At 68.0% G+C, this 19,528-nt stretch carries 19 protein-coding genes; 8 read left to right on the top strand and 11 right to left on the bottom strand.

The features are described 5' to 3' along the window. Window positions 1–15: 15 nt before the first annotated feature. The 8 genes from ACN0RJ_RS16640 to frr all read right to left on the bottom strand — a co-directional run bounded on the left by ACN0RJ_RS16640 (window position 16) and on the right by frr (window position 8,052). A complete protein-coding gene (locus tag ACN0RJ_RS16640) occupies window positions 16–666 on the bottom strand; it encodes an OmpH family outer membrane protein (RefSeq protein WP_417721655.1) in 651 nt (216 codons plus the stop codon). 2 nt (window positions 667–668) lie between these two features. Beyond that, the gene (gene bamA / locus ACN0RJ_RS16635) at window positions 669–3,032 is read right to left on the bottom strand and encodes an outer membrane protein assembly factor BamA (protein ID WP_417721656.1); all 2,364 of its coding nucleotides are present in this window, start codon (window positions 3,030–3,032) and stop codon (window positions 669–671) included. A gap of 81 nt (window positions 3,033–3,113) precedes the next feature. Beyond that, window positions 3,114–3,239, bottom strand: a complete 126-nt coding sequence (locus tag ACN0RJ_RS16630) for a hypothetical protein (protein WP_417721657.1) — start codon at window positions 3,237–3,239, stop codon at window positions 3,114–3,116. 172 nt (window positions 3,240–3,411) lie between these two features. Next, on the bottom strand, window positions 3,412–4,749 hold the full coding sequence (gene rseP, locus ACN0RJ_RS16625; RefSeq protein ID WP_417724964.1) for an RIP metalloprotease RseP: 1,338 nt from the start codon (window positions 4,747–4,749) through the stop codon (window positions 3,412–3,414). Window positions 4,750–4,782: 33 nt separating this feature from the next. After that, window positions 4,783–5,946 (bottom strand): 1-deoxy-D-xylulose-5-phosphate reductoisomerase, encoded by a 1,164-nt coding sequence (dxr, locus tag ACN0RJ_RS16620; protein ID WP_417721659.1) that lies wholly within the window; start codon window positions 5,944–5,946, stop codon window positions 4,783–4,785. Next, entirely contained in the window at window positions 5,943–6,734 is a 792-nt protein-coding gene (locus tag ACN0RJ_RS16615; RefSeq protein WP_417724963.1) for a phosphatidate cytidylyltransferase, read from the bottom strand. Before ACN0RJ_RS16615 ends, dxr begins: the two co-directional genes overlap by 4 nt. Further along, window positions 6,731–7,456 (bottom strand): polyprenyl diphosphate synthase, encoded by a 726-nt coding sequence (uppS, locus tag ACN0RJ_RS16610; protein ID WP_417721661.1) that lies wholly within the window; start codon window positions 7,454–7,456, stop codon window positions 6,731–6,733. The genes ACN0RJ_RS16615 and uppS overlap by 4 nt, the downstream gene beginning before the upstream one ends. Window positions 7,457–7,488: 32 nt before the next feature. After that, a complete protein-coding gene (frr, locus tag ACN0RJ_RS16605) occupies window positions 7,489–8,052 on the bottom strand; it encodes a ribosome recycling factor (protein WP_417721662.1) in 564 nt (187 codons plus the stop codon). A 171-nt stretch (window positions 8,053–8,223) separates the two neighbouring features. On the opposite strand from frr, the gene ACN0RJ_RS16600 reads away from it, so the two are divergent. Both ACN0RJ_RS16600 and ACN0RJ_RS16595 read left to right on the top strand, forming a co-directional pair. Continuing rightward, complete coding sequence (locus ACN0RJ_RS16600; protein WP_417721663.1) at window positions 8,224–8,886, top strand: potassium channel family protein; 663 nt, start codon at window positions 8,224–8,226, stop codon at window positions 8,884–8,886. A gap of 30 nt (window positions 8,887–8,916) precedes the next feature. Beyond that, the gene (locus tag ACN0RJ_RS16595; RefSeq protein ID WP_417721664.1) at window positions 8,917–10,248 is read left to right on the top strand and encodes a TrkH family potassium uptake protein; all 1,332 of its coding nucleotides are present in this window, start codon (window positions 8,917–8,919) and stop codon (window positions 10,246–10,248) included. 168 nt (window positions 10,249–10,416) lie between these two features. Here ACN0RJ_RS16595 and pyrH read toward each other — a convergent pair whose 3' ends face one another. Then, window positions 10,417–11,142 carry a UMP kinase gene (gene pyrH / locus ACN0RJ_RS16590; RefSeq protein WP_417721665.1) on the bottom strand — a complete coding sequence of 242 codons (726 nt, stop codon included), beginning with the start codon at window positions 11,140–11,142 and terminating at the stop codon, window positions 10,417–10,419. Window positions 11,143–11,237: 95 nt separating this feature from the next. Here pyrH and miaA point away from each other — a divergent pair, with 95 nt between their 5' ends. From miaA to ACN0RJ_RS16570, 4 genes are all read left to right on the top strand, one after another. Continuing rightward, window positions 11,238–12,134: a tRNA (adenosine(37)-N6)-dimethylallyltransferase MiaA gene (gene miaA, locus ACN0RJ_RS16585; RefSeq protein ID WP_417724962.1), complete on the top strand. Its 897-nt coding sequence runs from the start codon at window positions 11,238–11,240 to the stop codon at window positions 12,132–12,134. Next, a complete protein-coding gene (locus ACN0RJ_RS16580; protein ID WP_417724961.1) occupies window positions 12,131–12,988 on the top strand; it encodes an AraC family transcriptional regulator in 858 nt (285 codons plus the stop codon). The genes miaA and ACN0RJ_RS16580 overlap by 4 nt, the downstream gene beginning before the upstream one ends. A gap of 151 nt (window positions 12,989–13,139) precedes the next feature. After that, the gene (locus tag ACN0RJ_RS16575; protein WP_417724960.1) at window positions 13,140–14,810 is read left to right on the top strand and encodes an ABC transporter substrate-binding protein; all 1,671 of its coding nucleotides are present in this window, start codon (window positions 13,140–13,142) and stop codon (window positions 14,808–14,810) included. 167 nt (window positions 14,811–14,977) lie between these two features. Continuing rightward, window positions 14,978–15,601, top strand: coding sequence for a glutathione S-transferase family protein (locus ACN0RJ_RS16570; protein ID WP_417721669.1), 624 nt, complete (start codon window positions 14,978–14,980; stop codon window positions 15,599–15,601). On the opposite strand, the gene ACN0RJ_RS16565 is transcribed toward ACN0RJ_RS16570, so the two are convergent. Both ACN0RJ_RS16565 and ACN0RJ_RS16560 read right to left on the bottom strand, forming a co-directional pair. Next, on the bottom strand, window positions 15,577–16,734 hold the full coding sequence (locus ACN0RJ_RS16565) for a cytochrome-c peroxidase (protein ID WP_417721670.1): 1,158 nt from the start codon (window positions 16,732–16,734) through the stop codon (window positions 15,577–15,579). The two genes, ACN0RJ_RS16570 and ACN0RJ_RS16565, sit on opposite strands and share 25 nt — an antisense overlap. A gap of 160 nt (window positions 16,735–16,894) precedes the next feature. After that, window positions 16,895–17,488 carry a lytic transglycosylase domain-containing protein gene (locus ACN0RJ_RS16560; protein ID WP_417721671.1) on the bottom strand — a complete coding sequence of 198 codons (594 nt, stop codon included), beginning with the start codon at window positions 17,486–17,488 and terminating at the stop codon, window positions 16,895–16,897. A 234-nt stretch (window positions 17,489–17,722) separates the two neighbouring features. Here ACN0RJ_RS16560 and ssb point away from each other — a divergent pair, with 234 nt between their 5' ends. Both ssb and bmt read left to right on the top strand, forming a co-directional pair. Continuing rightward, window positions 17,723–18,268, top strand: coding sequence for a single-stranded DNA-binding protein (gene ssb, locus ACN0RJ_RS16555; protein ID WP_417724959.1), 546 nt, complete (start codon window positions 17,723–17,725; stop codon window positions 18,266–18,268). A 224-nt stretch (window positions 18,269–18,492) separates the two neighbouring features. Further along, window positions 18,493–19,506 carry a betaine--homocysteine S-methyltransferase gene (gene bmt / locus ACN0RJ_RS16550; RefSeq protein ID WP_417721673.1) on the top strand — a complete coding sequence of 338 codons (1,014 nt, stop codon included), beginning with the start codon at window positions 18,493–18,495 and terminating at the stop codon, window positions 19,504–19,506. Window positions 19,507–19,528: the final 22 nt, after the last annotated feature.

The raw sequence follows: 19,528 nt of genomic DNA, 5'->3' as shown, positions 1-19,528 counted from the left end.
AAGCCGCTCGCGGCCCTATTCCTCGGGGACCGGGGTGCCGGTCGGGAAGGTCGGATTTGTCGGGCCCGCCGGCGCCCCGTCCGGTGCGACGGGGGCTGCCGTTCCGGGCGCCGAGATCAATTCCGCGCCATCGCCGATTTCCGCGTCGATGCGGGCGATGGCGGTGTCGGTCACGTCGATCACCCCGGCCGAGAGGAAGACCGAGCGCTTTTCCAGCACCACCGCCGCGCCGGATTCGCGCATCATCTCGCCCAGCACGGGTTCGATCGCGGCCAGGAACTGGCGGCGCAGGTCGTCGGACCGGTTGCCGAGCGCGCGCGCCTTGGTGTCCTGCTCGCGGCGCAGCTTCTGGACCTTCTCGTCGAAGGCATCGGCCAGTGCGCGGAATTCCCCGGGCGGCAGGGTCGCGCGCTTGGCGGTGAGGGATTTCTCCTCGGCGCCGAGCTCTGCCTCGATCCGGCGGTTCTCGGCGACGATCTCCGCGCCCTCGGCTTCGAGAACGTCGGCCACGTGCCGCCCGAAGGCGCTGTCCGCATAGACCCGGTCGAATTCCAGCGTCAGGATCGGGCTTTGCACCACGCCCGGCTGCATCGCCTCCTGCGCCTGGCCCTGCCCCGCGACGGCAAGACAGGCGGCCACGAGCGCAAGGCGCAGGGCGTGACGCATGATCAGAACTCGGTCGACAGCGACAGGCTGAAGTTCTGCTCCCGGTCACGTTCCTGCTTGCTCACCGGACGCGAGAAGTTCAGCCGGAGCGGCCCGAGTGCCGAATCCCAGAACACCGAGACACCGATCGCGGAACGGGCGCTGAAATCCTCGTAGAGCACCGGGTTCGTCGCGTTGGACAGCGTGTCCCCCGAGAGGCCCCAGACCGAACCGATGTCGTAGAAGACGCCGCCGCTCAGCCCGTACTCCTCGGGCAGGCCGAGGGGGAATTCCGCCTCGAACCGCAGCACGGCATAGTAGTCGCCGCCGAGGGAATCGTTCACGTCCGCCGATTTGTTGTATTCGCGCGGCCCGATTCCGCCGGTCTCGAAACCGCGGATGATGCTGTCGTTCAGCAGGAAGCGGTCGGTCACCCGACTGTTGCCGCTGGTGTAGTGCAGCGCCCCGGCCTCGAAGGCGGCGCGCAGGGTCACTTCCTCGTTCCAGATCTTGGTCTGGGCGATGGCGCGCAGGTTGGTCTTGATGAAGCTGGTGTCGCCGCCGACCCCGCCGAAATCCTGGCCGAACTCCAGCAGCACGCCCGCGTTCGGGTTCAGGCCCGTGCGCCGCGTGTCGTAGCTGTAGGTATAGCCGATCATGCTGTCGAGACGCTCGCCCTCGTCCTCTTCCGCGCGGATGATGCCGCCGGTGTCGCCGTCATAGGCGTTGCGGATGTCGGTGAAGCGCGCGGTATAGCGCAGTTGCAGCCGCCCGTTCTCGGACACCGGGAATTCGACGCTGGGCCGGAACACCCCGGTGGCGGTGTCGAAATCCGCGTAATCGTTGTCGGTCTCGGAGTAGTTGAGCGCGATCCCGAAGGCCACGTCACGCCCGAGGAAGGCCGGTTCGACGAAGTTGAAATTGTAGCTCGACGCCGAGGAGGCGGTGTTCACGCCGAGCGACAGAAGCTGCCCGCGTCCGAGGAAGTTGCGCTCGCTGAACGAAATCGCGGCGCCGAAACCCGAGGAGGTCGAATAGGAGCCGCCGAAGCTGAGCGAGCCGGTCGGCTGTTCCTCGACGTTGACGTCGACGATGATCTGCTGCGGGGTCGATCCTTCGCGGGCCTGCACCTCGGCATCCTTGAAGTAGCCGAGCGCGCGGATGCGTTCGGCGGCCTCGCGGATGGCGCGCGGGTTGAAGGGATCGCCTTCGACCGTGTCGAATTCGCGGCGCACCACGCGGTCCTCGGTGGTGGTGTTGCCCTCGATGTCGATGCGCTCGACAAAGATCCGCGGTCCGCGGGTCATCTGGAAGGTCACGTCCAGCGTCAGGTCGCGATCATTGCGCGAGACGCGCGGTTCGACCCGCACGAAGTTCAGACCCTCGCGGACGGCCAGACGTTCCAGGCGCGCGATCTCGTTCTCGACCAGCGAGGGCGAATAGGTGTTGCCGGGCTTGAGCTTCAGCACGCTCGAAAACAGGTCGACGTCGACCTCGGGCAGGTCGGATTCCACCGTCACCGCGCCGAAGGCGAACTGCTGGCCCTCCTCGACGTTGAAGGTGACGAAATAACCGTCGCGTTCCTGCGCCAGCTCGGCATTCACGCCGGTGATGCGGAAATCGACATAGCCGCGCGAGGCGTAGAAATCGGCCAGCACCTGCTTGTCGAACTGGATGCGGTCCTCGATGAAGGTGTCGCGGCGGATCAGGGCGCGCAGGATGCCCGCCTGCTTGGTTTCCAGCACCCGGCGCAGACGGCCGTCCGAAAACGCCTGGTTGCCGACGAAGCCGATGCGCTCGATCTCGCTCACGCCGCCCTCGAAGACCTCGAACACGAGGTCGACGCGGTTTTCCGACCGCTTGATGAGCTTCGGCGTGACCCGCGCGGCGATGCGGCCCTCGTTCACGTAGGCTTCGGCGATGGACTGGGCGTCCTGCTCGGCCTGGCGGGGGGAATAGACGCGGCGCGACTGGGACTGGACGATCTGTGCCAGATCCTCGTCCTTGATGCGGCGGTTTCCTTCGAAGGCGATGCGGTTGATCGTGGGATATTCCACGACCTTGATGACCAGGGTCGAGCCCTGCGGCACGATCTCGACCGTTTCGAACAGGCCGGAGGCGATGATCCGCTGATAGGCATCGTTGAGCTGGGCCGCGCTGACGCTCTCGCCGCGCGCGATTCCGGCGTAGCTGAGGATGGTGCCCGGCTCGATCCGTTCGTTGCCTTCGATCGACACGTTCGAGAACGCGTAGCTCTGCGCCACCACGGGGGCGGGCAAGGCCGTCAAAGTCATTGAAAGCGCGATGGAAATCGCTGCCAGAGAAACGCCTGCACGGCGTGCGCGCCCAAGACGCGGGAAACCGTCCCCCGAATGCCCGTTGGTCATACTGCCAAATCCACTCCGCCGTATTTTTTTTACGTGGTATCGGGATTGGCGTGGCTTGTCAAAAGCCGATGGCGTCCGGGCTTACAAGGATCCCAGGAAGGCGCCGAAATACAACGCCACGATGATCGTGAAGATATAAAGCAGGCGATCCCAGTTGATGCTCACGAGGAGGCTGAGGCTGCGGTATCCGTCATGTATCGTCTGCATGGCATTCACATGGTGTTGGGTGCGGTTTCGGTTCCCCCATGTCTAGCGGCCCAATATGGCCGAATTTGGGCAGATTCGCCGATTCTCCTCCGGTTGCGCCTTTCGCGAGGCGCCGGACGGCAAAGGGCCCGGCGTTTCCGCCGGGCCCCGTTGCCGCGCCCTGCCCCGCCGGTTACGGGCAGAACAGGTCGTTGGTCAGGGCAAAGGCCATGAGGCCCAGGATCAGCACCAGCCCCAGCGACATCAGCACGTTCAGCGCCTTGTCCGAGGGCGGTCTGCCGGTCGCCGCTTCCCACGCGAAGAACACCAGGTGCCCGCCGTCGAGCACCGGCACCGGGAACAGGTTCAGCAGGCCGACGGCCGTCGACAGCACCGCGATGAAGGTGATGAAGCTCTGCCCGCCCTGCGACGCCATGGCGCCCGAGGTTTCGGCAATCCCGATCGGCCCGGACAGGTTGCAGGACGAGATATTGCCCGCGACCATGTGCCAGAGCCCCGAGAGCGAGCCGACGATGATCTCGCCGGTGCGTGACACGCCGCCGGTGAAGGCCTCCCACGGGCCCGCGACCTCGGTCGCCGGATCGAAGAACATGCCGCCCACGATGCCGATGCGGTAGACGGCGCGGTAACCGCCTTCCGGCAGCGGCTCGTCGGTGCGCTTGGGGGTCATGGCAAGGTCGAGGATCTCGCCGTTGCGCCAGACCTCCAGCCCGAGGCTCTCGCCGTCGGAGGATTCGACCTTTGCCTTCAACTGGTCGAAGGCGAAGATCGGCGCGCCGTCGATGGACAGGATCACGTCGCCCGCCTCCATTCCCGCCTCGCCCGCGGCCGAGCGCGGAACGATCTGGGTGGCGAGCGGCGGATAGACGTAGGGCCCGGCGACGTCGATCTCGCGGCCGTCGCGGGACACGGTGTAGGTCAGGCTCTCCTGTTGCGGAAGATCCTTGAGGAAGGTGTCGAACCCGTCCTCGAAGCCGGGAACCTCCGTCCCCTCGATGGCGAGCAGCACATCGCCCTCCTGCAGCTCCTGCACCGCCGGAAGCGGACGCAGGTCGCCGACCGTCAGCGGTTCGGTCACGGTGCCGCGCACCATGAACAGGCCGGTGAACAGGATGATGGTCAGGGCGAAGTTGAACACCGGGCCCGCGGCCACGGTCAGCGCCCGCGCCCAGAGCGGCGCGCCGTTCATGGTCTGGCGGCGCTCCTCTTCGGTGAGGGTCGCCATGGCGCTGTCGTCCTTGCCGCCCGAGGCATTGGCATCGCCGCGGAACTTGACGTAGCCGCCGAAGGGCAGCGCGGCCAGTTGCCAGCGGGTGCCGTGCCTGTCGTAACGAGACCAGAGCACCGGCCCGAACCCCAGCGAGAACACATCCGCCTTGATCCCCGACCAGCGCCCGACGATGTAATGCCCGTATTCGTGGATCGCCACGATCACCGACAAGGCAATGACAAAGGCCAGGAGCGTCCAGATCAGGCCCCCGAACTGCGGAATCAACTGGGTGATGTCCAAGGTTTCGTGCCCCTTCAGGTCCGTTTCAGTATCTTATCTTGCAAGCAGCGTGTCGGCCGTCACCCGAGCCACATGGTCGGCCCGCGTCACGTTATCAAGTGTGATCGGGGCATCAATGAGACCGCTTTGCGCCGAGAGATGGTTGAGGACGTCCTCGACGACCCCCGCCATGCGCGGAAACGCGATGCGCTTTTCGATGAAGGCATCGAGCGCGCGTTCCTTGGCGGCGTTGAACACCGCGCCCGCCAGCCCGCCCGTCGCCATGACCTCGCGTGCGAGGCGCAGCGCCGGCCAGCGGTCCTCGCAGGCCGCGCGGAAGGTGAACTGTCCGAGCTTCACGAGGTCCAGCCGCTCGACCGGCAGCGCGGCGCGGCGCGGATGGTGCAGCGCGTAGCCGATGGCATGGCGCATGTCCGGCGGGCCGACATGGGCCATGAGCGCCCCGTCGCGGAAGCCGACCAGCGCGTGGATCATCGATTCCGGGTGGACGACGACCTCGATCATCGCAGGGTCCAGGTGGAAAAACTCTCTGGTTTCTATGACTTCCAGCGCCTTGTTGAACATGGAGGCGGAATCGATGGTGATCCTCTGCCCCATGTCCCAATTGGGATGGGTCGCCGCCTGTTCCGGCGTCGCCTCCGCGAGCCGGTCGAGCGGCCAGTCGCGGAACGCCCCGCCCGAGGCGGTGATGATGACCCGCTCGACGGTGGCCATGTCCTCGCCGATCAGCGCCTGGAAGACGGCGGAATGCTCGCTGTCCACCGGCAGCACCGCGCCGCCGTGCGCCCGGGCCGTGGCCATGACGAGCGCGCCCGCGCAGACCATGCTTTCCTTGTTGGCCAGCGCCAGCGTCGCCCCCTGTTCGAGCGCGCGAAGCCCCGGGGCCAGCCCCGCCGCGCCGACGATGGCCGACATTACCCAATCCGCGGGCCGCGCCGCCGCCTCGAGAAGCGCCTGCGGCCCCGCCGCCGCCTCGACCCCGGAGCCCGCAAGCGCGTCGCGCAGGTCGGCAAGTGCGCCGGGGTCCGCGATCACGGCGACCTTGGCGCGAAGGTTTCGTGCGTCTTCAGCCAGTTGCGCGACGTTCCTGCCACCGGTCAGGGCGACGACCTCGTAGGATTCGGGGTCGCGGGAAATCAGGTCGATGGTGTTCTGCCCGATGGATCCCGTCGCCCCCAGAATGGAAACGCGCCTCATTGCACCCCCGGCGGGAAGTTCACGATCTGCCCCGCCACCAGCAGGAACAGCGCGGCGCCCAGCATCCCGTCGAAGCGGTCGAGCAACCCGCCATGCCCCGGCAGCAGGCTGGAGCTGTCCTTGACCCCCGCCTTGCGCTTGACGGTGCTTTCCGCGATGTCGCCGATCTGGCTGGCCATGGAGATGGCGATGGAAATGCCGATCAGCCCGCTGCCCACATGGGTCGCGCCCGCGAAGATCATGCCGACCAGTGCCGCGCCGATCCAGCCCGCCACCGCGCCCGACCAGGTCTTCTTGGGGCTCACGCGGGGCCAGAGCTTGGGCCCGCCGAGGGTGCGGCCGGCAAAGTACCCGCCGACGTCCGTCACCACCACGACGCAGACCAGCCAGAGCATCCAGACTAGCCCGAAATCCTGCCGCAGCGCCATGAAGCCGTAGCCCGCGAGCAGGATCAGCGCCGTGAAGACGGCATAGGTCACCCCGCCCCGCTCCATCCGTCCGAAGCCCGCCATCGACGGGATCAGCAGCAGCGGCAGCGCGAAGGAGGCCGGCAGGTGGATCGCGGCAAGCACGCAGGCCCCGGCAAGCCCGCCGAGGATCGGCGCCGAGCGCGACCGCGCCGTGTCGACCATGTTGACCAGTTCCCAGACCATCACCGCGCAGGACAGCGCGATGAGGATGCGCCAGACGATGCCGCCCATCCAGACCGCGACAAGGGCGACCGCGATCAGCACCGCCGCCGAGATCAGTCGCGGCCTCAGATCCGTCCAGCGTGCCGGGGCGCTCATGCCTTCACGCCACCGTAGCGGCGCTCCCTGCGGCCGTAGGCGGTGACGAGCCGCCCGAACTCCGCCCCGGTGAAATCCGGCCAGAGCGTGTCGACGAATTCGTATTCCGCATAGGCCGACTGCCACAGCAGGAAATTCGAGATCCGCGCCTCTCCCGAGGTCCGGATCACCAGGTCCGGATCGGGCAGCACGTAGGTGTCGAGGTATTTCGGCAGGGTTTCCTCGCCCACGTCCTCGGGGCGCAGCTTGCCGGCGGCGACATCGTGGGCGAGCCGCCGGGTGGCGCGCGCCACCTCGTCGCGGCCGCCGTAGTTGATCGCGATGGTCAGGTTCACCCCGGTGCAGTCGGCAGTCATCAGCTCGAGCTCGTCCATCAGCGTGACCAGCTTGTCGTCGAGCTTCACCCGGTCCCCGATGAAGCGCACGCGCACGTCTTCCTCGCGCAGCGCCTTGGCTTCCTTGGTGATGTAGCGGCGGAACAGGCTCATCAGCCCGGCCACCTCGACCTGGGTGCGGCGCCAGTTCTCGGTCGAGAAGGCAAAGATCGTGACGTATTTCACGCCGAATTCGGGGCAGGCCTCGACGATCTCGCGCACGCGCTTGGCCCCGGCATGGTGGCCGAACAGGCGCGGACGGCCGCGGCTGGTCGCCCAGCGGCCGTTGCCATCCATGATGATGGCCACGTGGCGCGGTCCCGCGCTGTCGCGGATCGGTTTGGGCATGAGCCGCCCCTCCTCTCGAACGGCGGGCCGTCTCAGACCTGCATGATCTCTTCCTGCTTGGTCTCCAGCGCCGCGTCGACCTTCTTGATGTAGGCGTCGGTCAGTTCCTGGACCTCGGATTCCCAGAACTTCTGGTCATCCTCGCCCAGCCCGTCGGCCTTGGCCTTCTTGATCTGGTCCATGCCGTCGCGGCGCAGGTTGCGGATCGCCACGCGGGCGCTTTCGGCATAGTGCCCGGCGACCTTGGTCAACTCTCGGCGGCGCTCTTCGTTCAACTCGGGAATCGGCAGCATGATGATCGTGCCGTTCAGCTGCGGGTTGATCCCCAGCCCGGATTCCCGGATCGCCTTCTCCACCTTGCCCACCAGGCCCTTGTCCCAGACGTTGATCGTGACCATCCGCGGCTCGGGCACGTTCACCGTGCCGACCTGGTTGATCGGCGTCATCTGTCCGTAGGCGTCGACCTGCACCGGCTCCAGCATCGAGGCCGAGGCCCGGCCGGTCCTGAGCGAGGCGAATTCCGTGCGGAGGTTCGCCATGGCGCCATCCATGCGCCGCGTGAGGTCGTCGGTGTCGAGTTCGAAATCATCTGCCATGGTCTTGCCCGCTCAGGTCGTGTCTTCTTCGGGGAGCCTTCTAAGCCACGGGGGCCCGGATGTATAGCGGTTTGCAAGACGTGACCGGCTGGCGCAGGGGCAACCCTTGACACTGCCGGTGCCCGGTGAAAGCTTTGGCATTCGTGCGTAACCCTCGGAAAGGCACGTCTTTTGGCAAAGCCGCATTCGACCTTCGTGGTCATCGGCCTCGGCGCGTTCGGTTCGACCGTGGCGATGGAACTGGCCCGCTTCGGAAATCACGTCATGGGGGTGGACAGCGACGAAAAGCTGGTGGCCCGCATGGCCGAGCCGCTGACCTCGACCGCCATTCTCGACACCACCGACGAAGCCGCCCTGCGCGAGGCCGGCATCGACCGCTACGACGTGGCGCTGGTGGCGATCGGGGCAGACATCCAGTCGAGCATCCTGACCACGATGAACCTGCGCCTGCTCGGGATCGAGACGATCTGGGTCAAGGCCTCGAACAAGACCCACCACCGGATCCTGTCCAAGCTCGGCGCCGACCGCGTCATCCTGCCGGAACAGGAAATGGGCCGGCACGTGGCGCAGATGCTGAACAACCCCATGGTGCAGGACTACGTGAGCCTGGGCAACGGCTACAGCGTGGTCAGCATCCTCGTGCCCGAGCGTCTGGACGGCCAGCCGCTCGAGGCGCTGCGCCTCGGCAAGCGGCCGGAACTGCGTCTGCTGGGGCTCATGCGCGGGACCGAGTACCGCGATTGCCTCGGCACGAACCCGGTGCTGCGCAAGGACGACAAGCTGATCATGCTCGGACGGCGCGCCGAATTGCGCGCCTTCGGCGACGAGCTCTGAGCGCCCGTGCGCCGGGTCCTCAGACGCCGGATGCGCCGCATCGGCAGGGTGCTGTTCCGGGTGCCGCCGCCACTGATTCTGGCGGTGCTGCACGCAGTGCTGATCCTCGTGGGGGCGCTGGCGTTCAAGCTGCCCTGGTCCTGCACGGCGCCGCTCAGCTGGTCTGACGCGCTGTTCACCGCCGCCTCGGCGGTGACTGTGACCGGGCTGGCGGTGGTCGACACGGGGGCCGAATTCACCCTCTTCGGGCAATTCGTTCTGATGGTGCTGATCCAGCTCGGCGGGCTCGGCCTGATGACCTTCGCGGTGCTGGTGCTGGCGGCGCTGCGGGTGCCGATCGGCCTCGCGGGGCATCTCTACCTGCGCGAGGAGCTGAACCAGAGCTCGCTGCACCAGATCATGCGGCTGGTGAACCGGATCTTCCAGGTGGTGCTGGTCTGCGAACTGGCCGGAACCGCGCTGCTGTCGATCAGCTTCGTGCCCGAACTCGGGCTCGGGCGCGGGCTGTGGGTGGCGCTGTTCCACTCGGTCTCGGCCTTCAACAACGCCGGATTCTCGACCTTTTCCGCGGGGCTCGTGCCCTTTGCCACGGATCCCGTGGTCAACCTGGTGATCCCCGCGCTCTTCATCGTGGGCGGCATCGGCTACGTGGTGCTCGACGACGTCGCGCGCTTTCGCCGCTGGCACGCCTTTTCGCTGCACAGCAAGATCATGCTGCTGGGAACCGCGGCGCTGATGGCCTGGGGTACGATCACCTTCGCGGTGCTCGAATGGAACAACCCGCTCACGCTCGGGCAGTACGACAGCGCCATGTCGCGGCTGATGATCTCGTGGTTCCAGGGGGTGACGCCGCGCACGGCGGGCTTCAACACGGTGGATTTCGCGGGGCTGCACGACGACACCTCGCTGATGATCATCTCGCTCATGCTGATCGGAGGCGGTCCGACCTCGACCGCCGGGGGAATCAAGGTGACGACCTTCGTGGTGATGTGCCTCGCCACCGTCGCCTTCTTCCAGCGGCGCACCCAACTCAATGCCTTCGGACGCAGCATCGGCCTCGAAGAGGTGCTGAAGGTCATGGCGCTCACGGCGATCAGCGTGATCAGCGTCTTCGTCGGCGTCTTCCTGCTGTCCTCCACCCATGACGGGCACTTCCTCGACGTGAGCTTCGAGGTCGCCAGCGCCTTCGGCACGGTCGGCCTGTCGCGCGGCTTCACCGGCGAACTCTCCGAATTCGGCCGTGCCATCATCATCGTGATCATGTTCATGGGACGGGTCGGACCGCTGACCCTGGGCTATTTCCTCGCCACCCGGTCGGTGCCGCGCGTGCGCTTCCCCGAGGGGCGCATCCATCTCGGCTGACGTCGGGCCGAAAGAGGGGCTCCGCCCCGTCCGCCTTGCGGACTCCCCGGGATATTTGACGCCAGAAGAGGCCGACAGAAGACCCCGGCCCCGGATTCTTCTGGCCGGAAATATCCCGGGGGGAGCGCCGCAGGCGCGTGGGGGGCAGCGCCCCCCTGCGGCCGTGCCTCAGCCGTGAACGGTGGTATAGGTGCCCCTGCCCGCCAGGATGCCCCGGAAGCCGCCGGGTTCGTCGAGCGAGAAGACGATGATCGGCAGGCTGTTGTCTCGGGCGAGGGCAATGGCGCTGGCGTCCATGACCTTGAGATGCCGGGACAGGCATTCGTCATAGGTGATGCGGTCGTAGCGCACCGCGTCGGCGTGTTTCATCGGGTCCTTGTCATAGACCCCGTCGACCTTGGTGCCCTTGAAGATCGCCTCGCAGGCCATTTCGTTGGCGCGCAGCGTGGCGGCGGTATCGGTGGTGAAATAGGGGTTGCCGGTCCCGGCGGCGAAGATGCAGACGCGCTTCTTCTCGAGGTGGCGCACGGCACGGCGGCGGATGTAGGGTTCGGCGACCTCGTCCATCCGGATCGCCGAGATCACGCGGGTGAAGACCCCCTGCTCTTCCAGCGCCGATTGCATCGCGAGCGCGTTCATCACGGTGGCGAGCATGCCCATGTAATCCGCCGTCGTGCGTTCCATCCCCTGGGCCGATCCCGCCAGCCCGCGGAAGATGTTGCCGCCGCCGATCACCATGCAGATCTCGACCCCCATGTCGTGCACGGATTTTACCTCGCGCGCGATGCGCTCGACCGTGGGCGGATGCAGCCCGTAGCCCTGGTCGCCCATCAGCGCCTCCCCGGAGATTTTCAGCAGCACGCGCTTGAAGGTGGACTGGGGGGCCTCGGTCATGTTGCGCTCCGATCGTGAGGGGGTCTAGGATCGCGGACATATGTGGCGGAAAACCCCGGCGGCTGCAATGCCGCGTCTGGCAGGAGACGGGCGGTTTGGACGATCTGGTGAAACGTTTCGCGCCCGACCCGGGCGCGCCGGTCCTGATCGCGGGACCGACCGCGAGCGGCAAGTCCGCGCTGGCGCTCGCGATCGCCGCACGCGCCGGCGGAATCGTGGTCAATGCCGATGCGATCCAGGTGTTTTCGGATTGGCGCGTGCTGACCGCTCGCCCCACTTCCGACGAGGAAGCCCTTGTTCCGCATGCGCTTTACGGCCACGTGCCGGGCAGCCGTCCCTATTCCGTCGGCGACTGGCTGCGCGAGCTGCGCGGTCTTCTCGCGGGGCCGGAGCGGGTGATCGTCGTCGGCGGCACGGGGCTCTATTTCACGGCCCTCACCGAAGGTCTGGCCGAGATCCCGCCGGTCCCCGGCGCGGTGCGGGACGAGGCCATGGCGCGCATCCGGGACGGGGGCCTTGCCGGGATGATCGCGGAGATCGACCCCGCCACCGCCGCTGCCATCGACCTTGCCAATCCGATGCGCGTGCAGCGCGCCTGGGAGGTGCTGCGCGCCACCGGGCGCGGCATGGCCGCCTGGCAGGCCGAGACGCCGCCGCCCCTGTTGCCGCTGTCGCGCGCGCAGCCCGTGCTTCTCGAGGCGCCCAAGGACTGGCTCACCCCGCGCATCGACCGGCGGTTCCGCCGGATGGTCGAGGGCGGCGCGCTGGACGAGGCGCGCCGGAATGCGCCGGACTGGCGGCCCGACCTGCCTTCGGCCAAGGCCATCGGGGCGGCGGAACTCGTGGCGCATCTGCGTGGCGAGATCCCGCTCGACACCGCGATCGAGCGCGCGACGATCCTCACCCGCCAGTTCGCCAAGCGCCAGCGCACCTGGTTCCGTGCCCGGATGCGCGACTGGCCGGTGATGCATCCCTCCGAGGTGCGGGCTTGAGCGGGCCGTCCTTCCTGCGCAACCCCGCGCCTGCGATCCAGCAGGGGCGCCGTCCCATCGGGGTGAGCAGCCTCGGTCAGATCGACCCCTGGCGGCTGTCCCTGCTGCACGACCGGCCCGACAACGTGCTGATCTGGATCACCCGGGGCCAGGGCCGCATCGTCATCAACGGGGTCCGGCGCGGTTTCGGCGCGCACAACGCGATGTTCCTGCCCGCCGGAACGCTGTTCGCGCTCGAACCGGGGGCGCAGTGCCTCGGGCTGGTGGTGCAGAGCCCGGCGGGCCTGACCGGCCGCCTGCCGCGCGAGGCCCTGCACCTGCGGGTGCGCGACGGCGTGGCGCAGGCCGAACTCACCACCGAGATCGAGGCCATGCAGCGCGAATTCACCAAAGATCGCATCCTGTTGCAGGACGCTCTTGATGCGCATGTCAGGCTGCTGGCGGTCTGGCTGCACCGCCAGGTCGCCGCCGGGACGACGGATGCTTCGGGCAAGGAAACCGCCGGGCAGCGGTTGGTGCGGGCCTATGCCAAGGCCCTGACGCGCGGCTATGCCAGCGACCGGGGCGTCGCGGATTATGCCGGGGAACTGGGCATGACGGCGACTCACCTGACCCGCGCCTGCCGCGCCGCCTGCGGGCGCACCGCGGTCGAGATGCTCACCGAGCGCAAGCTGCACGAGGCGCGCTGCCTGCTGTCCCAGCCGCAGCCGCCGGTCAACCGGGTCGCCGCCGCGCTCGGATTTCACAGCGCGCCCTATTTCACCCGCTTCATCCGCACCCACACCGGCGTTTCGCCGAGCGAGCTGCGGCGCGGCGCGCGGCCCCCGGCGCGGCGGACCGCCCCGGTGCGCTGACCCGCGGGCGGCGCTCTCCTCCGGACACGGGAAGTTTCGCGCCATCTTGTTGACCTGCGGTCGAAAACCGTGCGCTATGGCGGCGGAGGCCGGGGTGCCGTCGTTCCCGCGGAACGCGCGCCACGATCCGGCCGATTGCAGGGAGATCGCGATGACTCGCCAAGGCACCCGGACCGGGGTCCATCCCGCTGCCCGCCGCTATGCCGGCGAGTACCGGGACGGCAGGCTCGGCCGGCGGGAATTCCTGACTCGCGCCACCGCGCTCGGGCTGAGCGCGGGTGCGGCCCATGCGCTCGGCGGGCTGGCCGCGCCGGCGCGCGCGCAGCCGGCGATGCGCGACGGCGGCACGCTGCGCCTGCAGACCGAGGTGCGGGCGATCAAGGACCCGCGCACCGCCGACTGGTCCGAACTGGCGAATTTTACCCGTGGCTGGCTGGAATACCTCGTCGAGTACAACCGCGACGGCACCGTTCGCGGCATGCTGCTGGAAGGCTGGGAGGTCAACGACGACGCGACCGGCTATCTGCTGCACGTCCGCCCCGGGGTGACCTGGAGCAATGGTGACGCCTTTACCGCCGACGACGTGGTGCGGATGATCCACTACTGGTGCGACCGGGAGGTCGAGGGCAACTCCATGGCCGGGCGGCTGTCGGTGCTGATCGACCCGCAGACCAACCGGGTGATCGAGGGCGCGGTGGAAAAGGTCGACGGGCTGACCGTGCGCCTGACCCTGCCCGCTCCGGATATCACGATTATCGTGAGCATGTCGGATTACCCCGCGGCGGTGGTCCATGCCAGCCACGACCCCGCCACCATGCTGACCGCCCCGGTCGGCACCGGTCCCTACCTTCCGGAAAGCCTCGAAGTCGGGGTCCGGGCCGTGCTGGTTCGCAACGAGGCTCATGACTGGTGGGGCAATCGCACCGAGGGCTACGAGGGTGCCCGGCTGGAACGCATCGAGTTCATCGACGTCGGCACCGATCCCGCGGCCTGGATCGCGGCGATCCAGGCGGACGAGGTCGACATGCTCTACGAGAATGTCAGCGAATTCATCGACATCGCGGCGGGTCTCGGCTGGGAGACCTCGGAGGTGACGACCGGTGCGACGGTGGTGCTGCGCTTCAACCAGCAGACCATGGTCGGGGACCGCGCGCCCTATGCCGACCGCCGGGTGCGCAAGGCACTGCAGATGTCGGTGGACAATGCGATCTGCCTGGAGCTGGGCTATGCCGGGTTCGGCACGGTCGCGGAAAACCACCATGTCGCGCCGGTCCATCCCGAATACGCGCCGATCGGTCCGACCGAGATCGACCCCGACGGCGCGCTCGAGCTGCTGGAGGAGGCGGGTTTTGCCGAGTTCGAGCACGAGCTGGTCACGCTCGACGACGATTTCACCCGCAACACGGGCGATGCGGCGGCGGCGATGATGCGCGAGGCCGGAATCCGGGTGACGCGCCGGATCCTGCCCGGCTCGACCTTCTGGAACGACTGGGCGCGTTATCCGCTGTCGATCACCGAATGGAACCATCGCCCGCTCGGGGTGCAGGTGCTGGCGCTGGCCTATCGCTCGGGCGAGGCGTGGAACGAATCCGGCTATGCCAATCCGGAGTTCGACGCGCTGCTGAGCAAGGCGATGTCGCTGGCCGATGCCGGGGAGCGGCGCGAGGTGATGGCGCGGATCGAGAAGATCCTCCAGGACGATGCGGTGATGATACAGCCCTACTGGCGCTCGCTCTACCGCAACATGCGTCCGGGGGTGGTCGGGGCCGAGATGCATCCGGCCTTCGAGATCCATCTCTACAAGCTCGGCTTTGCCGCCTGAAGGCGGCGCACCTGCGGTGCGCCGTTTCGGGGGCGCTGCCCCCGGACCCCCGGGATATTTCCGGCCAGAAGAACCCGGGGCGCGGGACTTCGGGAGGCGGAGGCTCCTGGTGACGGGAATTGTCAGTGGGGCGGGATAGATCCGGAGAAGACGGAAGGAGATGTCACATGCTTGAATTATACCATGCCCCGCGGTCCCGCGCGACGCGGGTGATCCAGTTGATCGAGGAGATGGGGGTCGGGTCGGAGATCGCCCTGCACGAGGTCGCGATCCCCCGGTTCGACGGCAGCGGCGGGCGCGACCCGGCCAATCCGCATCCGGAGGGCAAGGTGCCGCTGCTGGTGCATGACGGTGCCGAGATCCGCGAGAGCAATGCCATCATGCTCTACCTGACCGATCATTTCGACAGCCCGCTCGGCCGGCCGGTCGGTCATCCGTCGCGCGGCGCCTACCTGTCCTGGCTGGCCTGGTACGGCAATGTCTTCGAGCCGGTCTACGTGCTGCAGATCGCGGAGGCGCGCCATCCCGCCTTCGACGCCACCTTCCGCGACGTGCCGACCGCCGTCGCGCGGCTGGAGGAGGCGCTGACCGGGAAGGATTACCTCGTGGACGATGCCTTCAGCGCGGCGGACATCATCGTGAGTTCCACCTACGGCTGGTTCCGCGACGCGATCCCCGACGTGCCGGTGATCCGCGACTGGGTGGCGCGCTGTCTGGAACGGCCGAAGATGCTGGCGGTCACCCGGGCGCAGGCACTGCCGGAGGATCACTCGTCGAGCAGCGGCTCGTAGCGGGCGTCGGTCAGGGTCTTGAGGAAGGCGACCAGCGCGTCGATGCGCTGGTCGTCGAGCGCGGGGCCGTGGGTCAGCTCGGTCACGGCGAGCGAATCCATGACCTCGGGCAGGCCGAAGGGTTCGCCGGTTTCGGGATTGACGGCGCGGGCGGCGTTCTTGCTGTTGTAGCGGTTGTAGAAGAGGATCACCGTCCGCAGGTCGCGGAACAGCCCGTTGTGCATGTAGGGCGCCGTCACCGCCACGTTGCGCAGCGTCGGAGTCTTGAACCGCCCCTGCTCGGCCATGTCGTCAACGGCGGGATTTTCGGTCAGGCCGCCGTCGAGATGCCCTTCGCCCAGCCCGTTGCGGGCGCGCAGGTCGTGGTTCGGCGGCAGGCCGATGTTGTGATAGCGGTAGTCGGTGAAGGGTTCGGCGGGGTCCATCTCGCTGCGCTTGAGCTGGTGGCACATGTTGCAGTTGGTGAACTGCCGGGAGAAGAACAGCAGGCGGCCGAGTTCCTCCTCGCGGGTCAGTTCGACCTCTCCCCGCAGGTAGCGGTCATAGCGGGAATCGAAGGACGAGAACTCGGGTCGGCGTTCGAAGGCGGCGATGGCGCGGGTCATGGCGTCATAGGCGGCGTCATCGTCGGCGAGGGTCTCGGCCCCGAAGAGATCGGCGAAGGCCGCCACGTAGTCGGGCTTTTCGCGCAGGCGCGCGGCGACGGCGGCGCGGTCGGGCATGCCCATTTCGGACGGGTTGAGGGGCGGGCCGCCCGCCTGTTCTTCCAGCGTCGCGGCGCGGCCGTCGTGGAACTGCCCGCCCTGCCAGCGGCCGTCCTCCATCCGGCGGAACGGCGGCGTGAGCGCGGCATAGGTCACGGTCGGTGCGTTGCGGTCGCCGATCGAAACGCCGTCGTCGCCGATCGAGGCCGCGCCGCGCGGATCGCTGAAGGCCCGTTCGGGATCGTGGCAGGTGGCGCAGCTTTGCGTGCGGTTCAGCGAGAGATCGGTGTCGAAGAACAGCCGCTCGCCCAGGGCGTCTAGCGTGGTCGGGATGCCGGGCGTGGTTGCCGGTCCGGCCACCGGGAGCAGCGCCGCGAAGGCGGCGGTCAGCACGGCACCGAGGCCGAGGGTCAGCTTTGCCGGGGTCATGCGCCTCTCCCGCGATCCGGGAAACTCCGCGGCGGACGGGCCGACTCGCGGTGCCGGATCAATTCCGAGGGTTTCTGTCACGAAAGCGCCGCGCGGAAAAGGCCCGCCTGCCCCGCGCGCGCATTCGTCGCGGTGCGCGGCCGGGCGCCGGGTCGGCCGGTCAACTGCCCCAGATGACCTTCACGTAGTTCCGCGTCTCGCGGTAGGGCGGAACACCGCCGTGTTTCTCGACCGCGCCGGGGCCGGCGTTGTAGGCCGCGAGGGCCAGGCGCCAGGAGCCGAACTTGCGGTATTGCTGGACGAGGTAGCGCGCCCCGCCGTCGAGGTTCTGCGCCGGATCGTTCGGGTCCACCCCCAGCCGCTTGGCGGTGAAGGGCATCAACTGGGCGAGCCCGATCGCCCCCTTGTGGGATTTCGCCTTGGGATTGAAGCCGGATTCCTGCTGGACGAGGCGCAGGAACAGGTCCTCGGGCACCCCGTGCTGGCGGGCGGCAAGCCGCGCCATGTCGGCATAGGGTCCCTTGTAGCGCCCGCGATAGACCGGCGAGGTGCCGTCGTCGCCGCCGATCGTGCCCCATTTCGTCGGGGTCACCACCTTGGGCGGCTGCAGCTTGACAGAGTTGCGGTATTGCTCGGCGGCACGGTTGTCGAGCACGCCGGTCTGCTTGCGGAAAAGCGCGACGCGGTTTTTCGAAGAGATCACCTCGGCCGCGACCGGATTCGCCAGAAACACGGCGAAGATTGCAGTCGCCAAGACATGCGCTGGCCCTACTCGCATCGGGGTCCGTCCATTCTCACTGTCCCATTTTGCGGGAACTATACAGAAACCGGCGCGTTGTGCCACCCTTGCGGCACATTTGGTCACCGGTTGTTAACCACGAACTGGTGGAGTCCCGCCGATCCGGTCCTGTGTGGATTCCCGGCGCGGGGCTGGTGTAGGGTCTGCCGACCCCGCGAAGGGGATTCGGGATAGAGTGGAGAGGATGACATGGCCGGTTCCGTCAACAAGGTGATCATCGTTGGCAATCTCGGGGCGGACCCCGAGGTGCGCACGTTTCAGAACGGCGGCAAGGTCTGCAACCTGCGCATCGCCACGTCCGAGAACTGGAAGGATCGCAACACCGGCGAGCGGCGCGAGCGCACCGAATGGCACACGGTGGCGATCTTCTCCGAACCGCTCGCGCGGATTGCCGAGCAGTATCTGCGCAAGGGCTCCAAGGTCTATATCGAAGGCCAGCTCGAAACGCGCAAGTGGCAGGACCAGTCCGGTGCCGACCGCTATTCGACCGAGGTGGTGCTGCGGCCCTATCGCGGCGAGCTGACGCTGCTCGACAGCCGCGGCGGCGGCGGTGGCGGTGACTTCGGCGGCGGCGGCGGCGGCTATGGTGCCGGCGGCAGCGGCGGTGGTGGCGGCGGGTACGACCGCGATTACGGCGGCGGCGCGGGCGGTGGCGGCCGCGACGATTACTCGGGCGGCGGGTCCGGCCCGTCGCGGGCACCCTCGCGCGACATGGACGACGAAATCCCGTTCTGATCCGACGCAGGCGCGCCGGTCCCCCGGCGCGCCCTTGCACCCGGCCCCATGCCGGGCCGGCGCGCCGCATCCGGGGCACCGCGGTTTCGCCTTAATGACGGGCGCGATCGCGCCCTGCCGCCCCGGCGCGCGCCCTGCCCCTCATGATCATTGTGAGGAATATGAATTTGCCTCACCGGCGGGGATGTGAAATAGCCCCCCTGTCGACGACATGCGAGGCCAGAATGACCGATCCGCTTACCACCCTGCTCAACGCCCGAGGCTGGCTCATGGCCGACGGGGCGACCGGGACGAACCTGTTCAACATGGGGTTGGGCGCGGGCGATCCGCCGGAATTCTGGAATGTCGAGCATCCCGACCGCATCCGCGCGCTCTATCGCGGCGCGGTCGAGGCCGGGTCGGACATCTTTCTCACCAACAGCTTCGGCGGCAACGCCTCGCGGCTGAAGCTGCACAACGCGGCGCATCGCGCGCGGGAGCTGTCGCGCGTGGCGGCGGAACTCGGCCGCGACGTGGCGGACAAGGCCGGGCGCAAGGTTATCGTGGCCGGGTCCGTGGGTCCGACCGGCGACATCCTTCAGCCCGTCGGCACGCTCAGCCACGAAGCGGCGGTGGAGATGTTCGAGGAAACCGCGACCGGGCTCAAGGAAGGCGGGGCCGACGTGCTCTGGCTGGAAACGATCTCGGCGCCCGAGGAATTCCGCGCCGCCGCCGAAGCCTTTGCCAATGTCGACATGCCCTGGTGCGGCACGATGAGCTTCGACACCGCCGGGCGCACCATGATGGGCGTCACCTCCGAAGCCTTCGTGAACCTGATCGACGGTCTGCCCAACCCGCCCGTCGCCTTCGGGGCGAACTGCGGCGTCGGCGCGTCGGACCTGCTGCGCACGGTGCTCGGCTTTGCCGCCACCGGCACCGAACGGCCGATCATCGCCAAGGGCAACGCGGGCATTCCGCGCTACGAGGACGGGCATATCCACTACAACGGCACGCCCGAGCTGATGGCGGAATACGCCGTGCTGGCGCGCGATGCCGGGGCGTCGATCATCGGCGGCTGCTGCGGCACCATGCCGGAGCACCTGCGCGCCATGCGCGAGGCGCTGGAGAGCCGCCCGCGCGGACCGCGCCCGACGCTGGAGCATATCGCCGCCACGGTCGGCGGCTACAGTTCGGACAGCGACGGCACCGGGGACGACACCGGACCCAAGCGGGAGCGCCGCGGCCGACGCCGCGGTTGAGCATTTGTTAACCAGGACCGGG

Source organism: Salipiger sp., from assembly GCF_048261495.1.
Lineage (GTDB): Bacteria > Pseudomonadota > Alphaproteobacteria > Rhodobacterales > Rhodobacteraceae > Salipiger.
This window is presented reverse-complemented; position numbering and strand designations above follow the sequence as displayed.

Excerpts from the sequence above, each read along its gene's own strand:
- ACN0RJ_RS16630 (WP_417721657.1), bottom strand. The coding sequence starts at position 3,239 with ATGCAGACGATACATGACGGATACCGCAGCCTCAGCCTCCTCGTGAGC.
- ACN0RJ_RS16575 (WP_417724960.1), top strand. The coding sequence starts at position 13,140 with ATGACTCGCCAAGGCACCCGGACCGGGGTCCATCCCGCTGCCCGCCGC.
- dxr (WP_417721659.1), bottom strand. The coding sequence starts at position 5,946 with ATGAGGCGCGTTTCCATTCTGGGGGCGACGGGATCCATCGGGCAGAAC.
- ACN0RJ_RS16595 (WP_417721664.1), top strand. The coding sequence starts at position 8,917 with ATGCGCCGCATCGGCAGGGTGCTGTTCCGGGTGCCGCCGCCACTGATT.
- ACN0RJ_RS16570 (WP_417721669.1), top strand. The coding sequence starts at position 14,978 with ATGCTTGAATTATACCATGCCCCGCGGTCCCGCGCGACGCGGGTGATC.
- frr (WP_417721662.1), bottom strand. The coding sequence starts at position 8,052 with ATGGCAGATGATTTCGAACTCGACACCGACGACCTCACGCGGCGCATG.
- pyrH (WP_417721665.1), bottom strand. The coding sequence starts at position 11,142 with ATGACCGAGGCCCCCCAGTCCACCTTCAAGCGCGTGCTGCTGAAAATC.
- ACN0RJ_RS16640 (WP_417721655.1), bottom strand. The coding sequence starts at position 666 with ATGCGTCACGCCCTGCGCCTTGCGCTCGTGGCCGCCTGTCTTGCCGTC.
- uppS (WP_417721661.1), bottom strand. The coding sequence starts at position 7,456 with ATGCCCAAACCGATCCGCGACAGCGCGGGACCGCGCCACGTGGCCATC.
- bmt (WP_417721673.1), top strand. The coding sequence starts at position 18,493 with ATGACCGATCCGCTTACCACCCTGCTCAACGCCCGAGGCTGGCTCATG.
- ACN0RJ_RS16565 (WP_417721670.1), bottom strand. The coding sequence starts at position 16,734 with ATGACCCCGGCAAAGCTGACCCTCGGCCTCGGTGCCGTGCTGACCGCC.
- bamA (WP_417721656.1), bottom strand. The coding sequence starts at position 3,032 with ATGACCAACGGGCATTCGGGGGACGGTTTCCCGCGTCTTGGGCGCGCA.
- ssb (WP_417724959.1), top strand. The coding sequence starts at position 17,723 with ATGGCCGGTTCCGTCAACAAGGTGATCATCGTTGGCAATCTCGGGGCG.
- ACN0RJ_RS16615 (WP_417724963.1), bottom strand. The coding sequence starts at position 6,734 with ATGAGCGCCCCGGCACGCTGGACGGATCTGAGGCCGCGACTGATCTCG.